This is a genomic window from Vibrio sp. Sgm 5 (genome assembly GCF_026241575.1).
GTDB lineage: Bacteria > Pseudomonadota > Gammaproteobacteria > Enterobacterales > Vibrionaceae > Vibrio > Vibrio jasicida.
In genome coordinates, this window is record NZ_JAPHPY010000023.1 from 19,840 (window position 1) to 32,018 (window position 12,179).

At 44.8% G+C, this 12,179-nt stretch carries 13 protein-coding genes; 4 read left to right on the forward strand and 9 right to left on the reverse strand.

What is annotated here, in order from left to right; all coding sequences use genetic code 11:
* Positions 1-5: 5 nt before the first annotated feature.
* The 5 genes from OQJ86_RS14010 to bolA form a co-directional block, all read right to left on the reverse strand.
* The gene (locus OQJ86_RS14010; protein WP_005436651.1) at positions 6-638 is read right to left on the reverse strand and encodes an NADH:ubiquinone reductase (Na(+)-transporting) subunit D; all 633 of its coding nucleotides are present in this window, start codon (positions 636-638) and stop codon (positions 6-8) included.
* Positions 638-1,423 (reverse strand): Na(+)-translocating NADH-quinone reductase subunit C, encoded by a 786-nt coding sequence (locus OQJ86_RS14015; protein ID WP_265988140.1) that lies wholly within the window; start codon positions 1,421-1,423, stop codon positions 638-640. Before OQJ86_RS14015 ends, OQJ86_RS14010 begins: the two co-directional genes overlap by 1 nt.
* A complete protein-coding gene (locus tag OQJ86_RS14020) occupies positions 1,413-2,654 on the reverse strand; it encodes an NADH:ubiquinone reductase (Na(+)-transporting) subunit B (RefSeq protein WP_005436648.1) in 1,242 nt (413 codons plus the stop codon). Before OQJ86_RS14020 ends, OQJ86_RS14015 begins: the two co-directional genes overlap by 11 nt.
* Before the next feature lie 3 nt (positions 2,655-2,657).
* The gene (locus tag OQJ86_RS14025; protein ID WP_038864644.1) at positions 2,658-3,998 is read right to left on the reverse strand and encodes a Na(+)-translocating NADH-quinone reductase subunit A; all 1,341 of its coding nucleotides are present in this window, start codon (positions 3,996-3,998) and stop codon (positions 2,658-2,660) included.
* Positions 3,999-4,469: 471 nt separating this feature from the next.
* Entirely contained in the window at positions 4,470-4,778 is a 309-nt protein-coding gene (bolA, locus tag OQJ86_RS14030; protein ID WP_005427328.1) for a transcriptional regulator BolA, read from the reverse strand.
* A 204-nt stretch (positions 4,779-4,982) separates the two neighbouring features.
* On the opposite strand from bolA, the gene OQJ86_RS14035 reads away from it, so the two are divergent.
* The 4 genes from OQJ86_RS14035 to OQJ86_RS14050 all read left to right on the forward strand — a co-directional run bounded on the left by OQJ86_RS14035 (position 4,983) and on the right by OQJ86_RS14050 (position 8,718).
* A complete protein-coding gene (locus OQJ86_RS14035) occupies positions 4,983-6,140 on the forward strand; it encodes a methyltransferase (protein ID WP_265988141.1) in 1,158 nt (385 codons plus the stop codon).
* Positions 6,141-6,179: 39 nt separating this feature from the next.
* Positions 6,180-6,749 carry a YajG family lipoprotein gene (locus OQJ86_RS14040; RefSeq protein WP_038864641.1) on the forward strand — a complete coding sequence of 190 codons (570 nt, stop codon included), beginning with the start codon at positions 6,180-6,182 and terminating at the stop codon, positions 6,747-6,749.
* Positions 6,749-7,294 (forward strand): peptidylprolyl isomerase, encoded by a 546-nt coding sequence (locus OQJ86_RS14045; protein ID WP_038864639.1) that lies wholly within the window; start codon positions 6,749-6,751, stop codon positions 7,292-7,294. Before OQJ86_RS14040 ends, OQJ86_RS14045 begins: the two co-directional genes overlap by 1 nt.
* A 71-nt stretch (positions 7,295-7,365) precedes the next feature.
* A complete protein-coding gene (locus OQJ86_RS14050) occupies positions 7,366-8,718 on the forward strand; it encodes an AmpG family muropeptide MFS transporter (protein ID WP_038864637.1) in 1,353 nt (450 codons plus the stop codon).
* Between the two features lie 63 nt (positions 8,719-8,781).
* On the opposite strand, the gene OQJ86_RS14055 is transcribed toward OQJ86_RS14050, so the two are convergent.
* From OQJ86_RS14055 to OQJ86_RS14070, 4 genes are read right to left on the reverse strand one after another with little or no spacing between them, the layout of a single operon-like run.
* The gene (locus OQJ86_RS14055) at positions 8,782-9,444 is read right to left on the reverse strand and encodes a ChrR family anti-sigma-E factor (RefSeq protein ID WP_038864634.1); all 663 of its coding nucleotides are present in this window, start codon (positions 9,442-9,444) and stop codon (positions 8,782-8,784) included.
* Entirely contained in the window at positions 9,441-10,025 is a 585-nt protein-coding gene (locus tag OQJ86_RS14060; protein ID WP_045405576.1) for an RNA polymerase sigma factor, read from the reverse strand. The genes OQJ86_RS14055 and OQJ86_RS14060 overlap by 4 nt, the downstream gene beginning before the upstream one ends.
* Before the next feature lie 46 nt (positions 10,026-10,071).
* On the reverse strand, positions 10,072-11,430 hold the full coding sequence (locus OQJ86_RS14065) for a DUF4397 domain-containing protein (RefSeq protein ID WP_265988142.1): 1,359 nt from the start codon (positions 11,428-11,430) through the stop codon (positions 10,072-10,074).
* Positions 11,427-12,023, reverse strand: coding sequence for an LON peptidase substrate-binding domain-containing protein (locus OQJ86_RS14070; protein WP_265988143.1), 597 nt, complete (start codon positions 12,021-12,023; stop codon positions 11,427-11,429). Before OQJ86_RS14070 ends, OQJ86_RS14065 begins: the two co-directional genes overlap by 4 nt.
* Positions 12,024-12,179 lie beyond the last annotated feature (156 nt).

Below are 12,179 nucleotides of genomic sequence, written 5' to 3' on the forward strand. Positions count from 1 at the left end.
CGTCCTTACTCCTTCGCTTCGATTTGTTCAGGTCTGATAATGCGGATAGCCCAGATCATGAAACCGATTAAGAAGAATGCTGATGGTGCAAGTAGCATCAGGCCGTTTGGCTGGTACCAACCACCGTTGCTCACTAGAGGTAGTACTTCTAGGCCAAATAGTTTGCCTGAGCCAAACAGCTCGCGGAAGAAACCAACAGTGATAAGAACGAAACCGTAACCAAGACCGTTACCGATACCATCAATTAGAGATGGGATTGGCGCAGACTTCATCGCAAATGCTTCAGCACGACCCATTACGATACAGTTCGTAATGATCAGACCTACGAATACAGATAGCTGTTTAGAGATATCGTATAGGTATGCTTTAAGCACTTGGTCTACCACGATTACTAGAGATGCGATGATCGCCATTTGAACGATGATACGCACACTGTTAGGAATGTGGTTACGGATTAAAGAAACAGAGAAGTTCGACAGTGCGGTTACGAATGTTACCGCTAGTGTCATTACAAATGCTGTTTCTAGTTTAGTTGTTACTGCAAGAGCAGAACATACACCAAGAACCTGCAACGCGATCGGGTTGTTATCCAACACCGGCGCCATAATGCTCTTTTTAATGTTTTGTGCGCTAGACATTAGTTCAGACCTCCGTCACGAACTTTTGCTAGGAATGGACCAAAGCCCATGTCACCTAACCAGAAGTCGAATGTACCTTGAACACCGTTACCAGTTAGTGTCGCACCAGATAGGCCGTCAACGCCGTGTTCAGAACCTTCTGGAGCACCACCTTTAACAATCTTGATTGCTGGTTTGTGGTTCTCGTCGAATAGTTTCTTGCCAACGAATTGAGCACGCCATGCTGGGTTCTCTACTTCACCACCAAGTCCAGGAGTTTCACCTTGCTCGTAGTAAGTGATACCAGACACAGTGTCACCGTCAGTTTCAACCGCAACGAATGCGTACATCATTGACCAAAGACCTGTACCGTGAACAGGGATGATAACTTTAGATACTTCATCACCGTTTTTCACTAGGTAAACGATACCTGTATTAGCACGACGTAGGATCTTAGCTTTGTCTTCATCAGCTGTTAGCTTGATAGACTCTGCTGGATCTTTCGCTGCTTTACGTTGGTCATAGTTAGCTGCTGTAGAACCGTCTTCTGCAGTCTCGACAAAATCACCTGTTTTGAAGTCAACTAGACGAGGTTCAATGTACTCAGCAAATAGCTCAGGTACTTTTTTACCGTCAGCTTCAATGCCAGCAACTTCTACAATCTTTGATTGCTTATCTAGGACAGCGTTAGCTTTTTGCTTATCACGCAGGCCTACTGCCGCTGTTGATACGATGATTGAACAAACAAGGCTCAACCCGATAACAACACCCAGCGTCTTTTTAATGCTGTCGTTATTACTTGCCATAGCGTGCTAGTCTCCGCTTGATGTTCTTCTCGATAACTACATGGTCGAACAGAGGTGCGAATAGGTTCGCGAATAGAATCGCCAGCATCATACCTTCTGGGTACGCTGGGTTAACTACACGAATCATCACACACATTGCACCGATAAGGATGCCGTACCACCACTTACCACCGTTGGTAAATGAAGCTGATACTGGGTCCGTCGCCATGAAGAACATACCGAATGCAAAACCACCTAGAACTAGGTGCCAATGCCAAGGCATGTTGAACATTGGGTTGGTGTCAGAGCCAATCACGTTGAACAACGTAGACACTGCAATCATACCGATCATTACACCCGCAATGATGCGCCATGAAGCGATTCGCATGTATACGATCATCGCTGCACCGATCATTAGAGCTAGAGTCGATACTTCACCAATTGAACCTGGGATGTTACCGATGAAAGCATCCATCCAAGTGATAGGAGCGCCAGTGATGTTGTTGATCAACGCGCCGCTACCGCCGTGAGCCCATTGGCTAAGAGCAGTTGCACCAGAGAAGCCGTCAGCTGCTGTCCATACTACGTCACCCGAGATTTGAGCTGGGTAAGCGAAGAATAGGAACGCTCGGCCTGCAAGTGCAGGGTTAAGGAAGTTACGACCAGTACCACCGAAGATCTCTTTAGCTACAACAACACCAAATGTGATACCCAGTGCCGCTTGCCATAGAGGTAGCGTTGGTGGAACGATAAGTGCGAATAGAATAGAAGTTACAAAGAAACCTTCGTTAACTTCGTGCTTACGCACCATACAGAAAAGCACTTCCCAGAAACCACCAACAATAAATACTGTTGCGTAGATTGGTAGGAAGTAAGTCGCACCTAGTAGCATTTTACTGCCAACACCTGCTTCAGCACCTATGGTGCCGCCAAGCATTTCTGTTAGCCAGTAGTGCCAGTTACCAGAGATAACTGTCGCTAGTTGATCACCAGCGTACATGTGGTTAAGTGCTGCGATAGCTTGGCCACCCGCGTTGTACATACCCCAGAACATTGCTGGGAATACCGCGAACCAAACCATGATCATGATACGTTTTAAGTCAACGCTATCACGGACGTGCGAGCTACGTTTTGTTACTAGACCTGGCGTGTAGAAAAGCGTTGCCGCTGCTTCGTACAGTGCAAACCATTTTTCGTGTTTGCCGCCTGGTTCAAAATGATGCTCGATATCCTCTATGAATTTCTTAAGCATGGATTACCCTTCCTTCACAATGGTATCTAGGCATTCACGAAGTAGCAGACCGTACTCGTATTTACCAGGACATACAAAGGTGCACAATGCTAGATCTTCTTCATCCAGTTCAAGCGCACCCAGTGTTTGAGCACTGTCAGTATCGCCTGCACATAGATCACGAAGCAGCAAAGTAGGCTCCATATCAAGTGGCATTACACGTTCGTAGTTGCCAATTGGAACCATTGCACGATCACTACCGTTAGTCGTTGTTGTCATGTTGAACAACTGACCTTTAAAGATGTGACCAAGGAAAGATTTCGTGATTGAGAATTTGTTTTTACCAGGAACAGCCCAGCCAAACAGTTCTTTCTCACGACCTTCACGCAGGACAGAAACCTGCTGATGGTAACGACCAAGGTAAGCATGTGGACCAGACGCGTGAGTACCTGAAAGTACAGAGCCTGAAATCACACGAACTTCACCTGGCATCAATTCGCTGTCAGTTAGGTCTTCAAGAGAAGCACCTACAACAGTACGAAGAAGACGTGGGTTATTCACTACAGGACCAGCAAGAGATACAACACGATCTGTGTATAGCTCACCAGTAAGGAATAACTTACCGAACGCAATAACGTCTTGGTAGTTGATGCTCCAAGCCACGTTTTGTGCATTTACTGGGTATAGGAAATGCATGTGGGTGCCAGCAAGACCTGCTGGGTGAGGGCCATCGAAGACGTGTTCTTCTACGTTAGACTGAGAAGAGCGCGGCAAACTAGTGCCAGATTTACATACGTAAACCTTGTCTTCTGTCAGGGCTGAAAGAATGTCTAGACCTGCAACGAATGCTTCTTGTTGTTCATTGATGATCAACTCAGGCTGAGCTGCTAGTGGATTAGTATCCATTGCAGTTACAAAGATAGCCTTAGAATTTGAATCGATTGCTGGAACCTTGCTAAACGGACGAGTACGTAAAGCGGTCCAAAGGCCAGAATCAACCAGTTGAGTCTTGATCGCTTCACGATCTAGATTTGCTAGTTGAGCTGCTTCGAACTTATCAAATGTTACCTGCTCTTCGCCTGCCACTTCAATCACTACAGATTGAAGAACACGCTTAGCGCCACGGTTAACTTCGATCACTTTACCGGCTGCTGGTGCTGTGAACTTAACGCCAGGGTTCTTTTTGTCTTCAAAAAGAACTTGCGCTTTTTTCACTTCATCACCAACGCGGACATGCATGGTAGGACGCATGCCAACGTACTCTTCGCCAAGCAAGGCGACTTTTTTGATGGTCTTACCATCATTAATCACCTGGGATGGAGTTCCTGCGATAGGAAGATCCAAGCCCTTCTTTATTGTAATCATACGCACTTGCACTACTTTTATCGGGAAAAAGATTCTTTTGATTGCGTAACTTTTAGACACGACATCAGTGTCCGGTTTCGATGCTGTTTAAAACATCAAAATCGCAACATCCTATTAATTATCTCGTCACAAATATTAGGCGAGATTTATCAGGTGCGGTAGTCTAGCATTTTTTAGGAACTTGATGCCATGACCAATCTTAGGAAAGGAGGGTTTATTTCGGTAGAATCGAGTGTAAAAGGTTAAAGAATAGTCATAACTTTGACCCATCGCACAAATGCCAAATCCCTTGCATCTGCTAAGGAAATAAAACATTCACGCTTTGAAACATGCGTTAATTTTCATTCATTTGTTGAAACACTGTTAACACATTTTTTAACCTTTATTTGTGCCACATTTTAATCCCGTAAAGATGTAAAACAAAAAAAGATGGTCGAAACCATCTTTCTAAATCAGTGTTTTAATCACACTCTAACGACCGCCACCCATACACATCGGACTATCTGGTGCACCGTCTTGCTCTTGTTTCCATTCTTCATTGGTGTAGGTGTGAATCGCCAATGCGTGAATGTGATTATCAAGTTCATCAGCCAGTACAGTGTGTACTTGACGGTGACGCCCAATGAGGCGCTGACCAGCGAATGCATCACTGACCACTATCACTTTAAAGTGACTTTCTGAACCCGGTGGAACGTTGTGCATGTAACTCTCATTGATCACTTTCAAATAATTAGGTTGCAACTCACTATGCAGTTTCTTTTCTATGATTTCTTGGATCATATTTCATCCTCATTGATGCCAATTCGCTAAGTATATACTCTCGATTGGCAAATTAAATAAGCGAACTCATATTCCCCTCTCTTTCAATGTGCCATGATTTAGCAAAAGCCTGTGAAAATCAGTAAATTTGACAGCTTTTTGTATCTTGAGCTCTCATCATTTGCGACAATAATCACTTATTTCCAAATTGACTTACGTTTAGCTATGAAAACCGAACTGAATCTTCACGAGAGAAGCCTATCGCTTCATCGTTTCCCTAAGCGCTCTAACGAGACTCTTCAAGCATGGGATGCGGGGGATGAGTACCTCATCAATCACGTGGAAGAGTTAGCAATACCAGATAACCAAAACATTGTTGTTATTAACGATAGCTTCGGCGCTTTGGCATGTTGGTTTTCGGACAATCACAATGTCACCCTCATGAGTGACTCCTTCATCTCACACAAGGGTGTACAGCAAAACCTCGAAGATAACCAATGTAAGCCAGTCGCCTTTCTCACTACGATGGACGATATCCCTGAGAATACAGACTTGGTCTTGATGCAATTGCCAAAAAGTAATCGCCACCTAGTTTGGTTATTAAGTCAACTACGTAAAACGCTACCTGACTCTTGCCCAATTATTGCCGTCAACAAAGCAAAAGAGATTCACACTTCCACACTTAAATTGTTTGAAAAACACTTAGGTGAGACAAAAACGTCTCTCGCGTGGAAAAAACATCGTTTAGTGTTTTCTAATGCTAATGCACTGCCAGTCATAGAAGTCGATCCGATGACCGTTTGGGGAGTAGATGGAGAAAACATTCAACTGAAAAACCTACCAAATGGTTACTCAGGCGAAAGTCTGGACTTAGGTGCACGTTTTATGCTTCAACACCTACCTCAAGATCCAACGTTGAAACACATCATAGACCTCGGCTGTGGCAACGGTGTGCTATCAGTGAAAATGGGCCAATTAAACCCTCAAGCCCGCCTAACGAGTGTGGATGAAAGCTTTATGGCTATCGAGTCAGCTAAACAAAACTTAGTTGATAACCTAGGCGAACCTTACGACATTCAATGCATTGCAAATAACTGTTTAGATGGTTTTAACCCTGATAGTGCTGACATGGTGATGTGTAACCCACCATTCCACCAACAACAAGCAGTAACCGACCATATCGCTTGGCAGATGTTCTGCGACTCTAAACAAATTTTGAACAAAGGTGGCAAATTACTAGTCATAGGTAACCGTCACCTTGGTTACGATGCGAAGCTAAAACGTCTGTTTGGCGATAAAAATGTGAAACTAGTCGCTTCTAACAGTAAGTTCGTGATTTTACAGGCAACAAAAGATCCTGCTAAATTAGGCGCAAAGCAATAAAGTCCTGACTTTAGCAACATGTTTAAAAGGAATAATAAAATGAGAAAACTGGTACTCGCGGCTTCGGTTGCCTTGCTTGCTGCATGTTCAGCGCCACAACAACCACAACTGAACCTACAGGCTGAATCGACACTAAGCACTAACCCGATCGTGCAAGGCAAGACGTACAGCTTAACCAGTAAAGACGTTCGTGCAGCGCAATACGTTGCACTTGTCGATAACGGACGCTCTAACATTCTGCCAATCCATGCCAAGCAAAACCTACGTATTTCGCTAGAAGAGGCGCTAGAGAAACAGTTCTCTTCTCAAGGTTTTCACTCGGATTTAAACAGCGATAATTCTATTCAATTAGAAGTACAAGAAGCGCTAGTCAACGTTAAACATTCTGTGATGGAAAACGAGATGGACGCGAAAGTGATTCTTGAAATCACTGCAGAAACTCCGCAAGGCAAGCTAGTTAAGACCTATACTGGTACAGCTAAACGCTCAGGCACACTTAGCGCTTCAGACTCAGACATTGAACAAACATTGAATGATGTCGTGGCTTTAACTCTGAAGGAAATCGCAAACGATCCTGAGCTTCGTCAATACATGCAGGAGCGATTCTAATGTTACGCAAAGCGATTCTTTCTTTGGCACTATTAAGTTGCAGTGTTTTTGCAGGCCCTAAAGTGGCGTTTGAAACAACACTAGGTAACTTTACTGTTGAGCTTAATGAAGAGAAAGCACCTATTACTGTCGCTAACTTCCTTAAATACGTGGAAGATGGCAGTTACGAAGGTACCATTTTCCACCGTGTTATCCCTGGTTTTATGGCGCAAGGTGGCGGCTTCAACCAAGACATGCAGATGCAAAAAACTTACGCGCCAATCAAGAACGAGGGTAACAACGGTTTGAACAACGACCGAGCAACGATCGCTATGGCTCGTACAAACGCACCTGATTCTGCAACACGTCAGTTCTTTATTAACCTCGTCGACAATGACTTCTTAAACTATGGTGCTCGCCCACCTGGTTATGCGGTATTTGGAGAAGTGACGGAAGGTTTTGACGTCATTCAGAATATGGCGAAGCAGCCAACCAAGTCTATCGGTCGCATGCGCGATGTCCCAGAGACGCAAATCGTCATTACCAAAGCAACTCTACTCAAGTAGCCAAAACCATAAGCCCTTTGAATATTCGAAGGGCTTTCTCTTTTAGTGGCTCTATTTTAACGGATTGATTTATGTCTTCATTACCTTCCATCACTTGGTTGGAAACGGTAAAAAGTTACCTCGATAAACGCCTACTTTGGGTTTTCATGCTGGGTTGTTCCAGTGGCTTCCCTTGGGTCCTTATCGGTTCAAATATGTCTGGCTGGCTAAAGGATGCGGGCCTGACGCTTTCTGCTATCGGTTACTTTGGTAGCGTGTTCGCGGTTTACGCGATCAATTTTATGTGGGCACCTCTGGTAGACCGACTTAAACTGCCTATTTTGCATCGTTTACTTGGGCAACGTCGAAGCTGGATATTCCTTTGCCAAAGTATCGTGTTAGTAGCGACGCTGTTTATTGCCGGTGTAAACCCTGCCGAGAATCTTGTGTTGGCATCATTACTAGCACTCTGCATTGCGACCGCTTCTGCGACACAAGATATTGCTATTGATGCTTTCCGTATCGATACCTTCCCAAAAACAGAAGAATCTAAACTGCCACAAGCTTCTGCTATGGCGGTGATTGGTTGGTGGACGGGTTACTCACTCCCTGGGTATCTAGCCTTTATCAATGCAGACAGTATCGGTTGGAATGGTGTCTACTACGGAATGGCGTTTATTGTCATTTTACTGATGATTTTTACGCTGTTGGTCGGTGAACCGAAAACCCAACGAGAGCAACTTCAATCTGAAGCTGAGCAACGCCATAAAGAAGTGGTGGGTTCTAAAGTAGTAGCTTGGTTTACCGTAACGGTTGTAGAGCCCTTCTTAGACTTCTTTAACCGAAATGGTGTTCGCGTCGCTATCACGCTATTGCTGTTTGTTTTCTTATTTAAGATAGGTGAAGCTTTCTTAGGTCGAATGTCGATTGCCTTCTACAAAGAAATTGGATTTAGCAATGAACAAATTGGCTATTACTCTAAATTGATTGGTTGGGGCGCAACCATGTTGTTCACCTTTGTCGGCAGTATGTTTAATGTGAAGTTTGGTATCGTACGCGGCTTAATGATAGGTGGTATCGCAATGGCAGCAAGTAACCTGATGTTTGCTTGGATTGCGAAAGTGGGTCCAAACGAACATCTTTACTTGGCAACGATCATTGTCGACAACTTTACAACGGCATTCTCGACCGTTGCATTTGTGTCCTTCTTGACTATCTTAACCGGACAAGCCTTCTCGGCAACTCAATACGCCTTGCTTGCATCTCTTGGCAACTTTGGTCGCACTACCCTCGCCTCTTTCAGCGGGGAACTGGTGGATTATCTCAATGATTGGACGACTTTCTTCATACTAACCGCATTGATGGTTGTGCCTAGTTTGATCATGCTTTATTCACTCAGACACTACTTTACTGAGCTACTTGAGAAAGCAAGGCAAAGAGATTAAAGAAAAATGATTGAAAAAAACCACCGAGATTCGGTGGTTTTTTGGTTTTGTCTGCCGCAGTGTTTAAGGGTACATGCCTTTACCAAACAAGTTAAAGATTCTTGCTACGCCTTGTGTAAATATCATCGGCTCGGTGAGTACGGTTAAACATAAACAGTCTTCACCTGCTTTAGTAAATGGGCTGTGTTTAACAGACGCATCTCTGACAAGTACATCACCCACTTCGTAGTGACCATCTTCATCACTAAATCCACCGTGCAAAACCAACGTTGACTCTTGCCCTTTGTGTGTATGCTGGGGAATTCTCACATCTTCACTTATGTACATAAGATTGACACGTGCATCTTCGCCCAAATCAATCTGTGCGCTGTAGACTTTACCACCGTAACTCTTCCATTCACCGACTAGATCAGAAAAACGACTCAGCGTTTTCGGCAACTTAAAATCTTTACCAGCCACGGCAACTCGCGCAACATCTTTTATGATAATGCTGTCTGATTTTGGCTCAGCGGTGATGATGTCATTGAACATACTGTCAAATTCGACGTCATATTCCATCACCGAGCTTTCTATTACTACGTCGGCCTGCGCCGCTTCTAACTGGTTTACATACGCCCGACATTTTGAACAGGTTTCTAGGTGAGTGGCAACCACCAAACCAGAAACTGCATCAATGCTTCCCGAAGCGTACGCCTCTAACAAGTTGTTATCTGGATGTTTGTTCATAATTGCTCCGTATGCATCGAATGCCTCAGTTTTTCTACCGCTAACCTCAACCGAGATTTCACAGTGCCCAAAGGTATGTCGAACAACTCAGCGACCTGTTGGTGCGGCAGTTCTTGAAGGTACACCGCTTGGAGTACTTCTCTTTGGTTTTTCGGCAGTATGTCTAAAAATTTGACTACCTGATCTTTGAGCATATCTTGCTCTGGTGAGTAATGGTCAACCAAATCAGGCGGGTAATAATCTGAAGGCCAAATGTCGTCAGAATGAATATGTAAGTCTTTGCCTTTCTGCTTTCTCAGCAAATCAAAACAGAGATTACGAATTATGGTGTAAATCCATGTGGATAACGCACTCTTTGTACCATCGTACAAATGAGCTTTCTGCCAAACGGTTGCCATGGTCTCTTGTACCATCTCCAAAGCAACTTGCTCGTTTCCAACATGCTTGTAGGCGAACTGTTTTAACTTAGGCGCATAAAAACGAAAGACAAATTCGAACGCATTTTTATCCCGCGCCTTCACCCTGTCCATGTATTCATTCCAATCGCTACGCCCAAGTTTCTGCGGGCTTTCACTCATCATAATCGGCCTTAATCATTGGGAGGAGTGCCCTCCTCCCCCTTCGTCCTTAGTCTGTGATGTCATCAACGATTAGGTTGAAGCCACCATTGTTGCCATCATCGATAGCGACTACTTGGTATACGACGCCATTCTTAACCGTTACGGGTGCAGAATCTATGGCTACTGTAGATGGGTCACCGGCAACCGTCACCGTCACAAAATAAGACCCTTCCGTCACGTATACGCCTTGTACACTTTCTTTATACGCAAAATTAGCTATTGCTGGATCACTTCCTTCGATTCCCGCGCTAGAAGTGAGATAAATATCGACCATTTCAGCCACAGGATTCGCAGCTGCATGCGTTACGTTCAAGGTTGCGCTGGTTGCAACGGCACGACGCATGTCTTCAACGACCAGTGGTTCGATTGCAATTGCAGGAGTGACAACACCAACTGCATAAACGCTATAATCAATACCGCCTTTCACTTCTAAACCGTCAACATCGATAATTGGGTCCGTCGTTGTGCCATCGACAAACACATCAATATCATAAGCTTTTGGCGCAAGGTCCAAGTACCCTCGAATCTGTTTAAACTCCAAATCCGCAAGCGGAGCAAACGCAGCGCCATCAACGTGGACGTCTACAACCGGAGCACCGTCAACTAAGTGCCCTACTCGCACTTCGGCTTGGCTTCCCATATCTTCAAGTATAGAAGAGCCAGAACCATCTAATACCACTAACTTCACCGGAGAGGTGCTATTTGAATCACCAGTCTTAATAGCAGCAATGGTCAAATTAGCATTGGCTGGGAGAGGAATGGTTCCCGAATCAAACGCTACTGTGTCACCCACGGCCAATCTCACTTGGTAATCGCCTGCAGGAATATTCAGCACATCCGTTGACGCTTTATAAGCGAGATTAGTAATCGGTGATGAATCTGCCAAGGCTGCACCGGGTGCAGTAACATAAAGGTCTACAGCTGGGACGCCAGAAGCGGCATGTACCACCTGAACATCTAAGCTGTTTGCATCCGCCATCGAAGTCGCGCTACGAGTAACAATTAAAGGTTCAACAGGATTTGGTGTTCCTGAAGCGTCACCCACGACAAATGCTGTATAGTTTAGGTCCGAGTCGAGATCTAATGAAGTTTTCGGTACGACAGTTACCGTTTCAGCGCCTGGAAGCTGTACATCAACTTGAACAGAGTTACTGCCCTCGGGTAACTTCACGTATCCCGACCCGACGCCATAGTCTACGCCGGTTAACGCCGCTCCATCATTTATCCAAACATTAGCCAACGGCGCGTCAGCGGAAGCATGTACTGCTTGAAGGTTTGAATACTCTATCGAGTCGCTATCTGAGCCGCAGGCAGCAATCCCTAGCACAGCAACCAGCGTTACTGCAGTTTTGGTTAGTCCTTTCATATCCTTGTCTCTCTTTGAGGTGGGGCTTCGATGGCATCATTAAGAAAATCGAGTGCCGGAAGACAATCCTCTGCACTCACCAATCGTTCAAATAGAGCGCTGTCCAATGGCAATAGCTCGAGCCATCTTTGCACTACCCACGACGGGTCATCATAAAAACGATGTTGGTAAAGTGTCCCTAGTTGAGGAAACTGCTCGTACACGTGAGCGAGTTGATGGCTTAAGTAAATGAAGTCTGGCGACGACAAAGGCTGCTGCCAGTTGTCTAACCACTCAACCTCTGCATGACGCAAACCATCTGTGTCTGCTCTAATTCGCTTGACCGTAAACCGTTTTTCGCCGACTACGGTGATGCCAAGAAGCCCGTCACTGAGTGTTTCAAAATCAACGATGGTGACCAAAGTTCCGATGGATGACACATTTCCCACCGCTTTAGGGTCCCCCTCACTACCGACAAGACAAACACCAAAACCCACGTTTTGGAGGCTGCATTCTTTTACCATTCTTGTGTAACGTGGCTCAAAAATACGCAGATTCATTTTGCCTTCCGGTAAAACAACTGAGGTTAATGGGAATAACATGACTTCTTTCATTCAAACGTCCTCTTTGGCTCCCACACTCATACGAACGGACTATTAATCAGATCACTAACGATTTATGTTGGTTAATCGACTGGCTTAAAAAGTCATAAAAACGTTTACGCAAACGACATTCGTCACATATTTATTGCAAATCAATGCAACAATCAA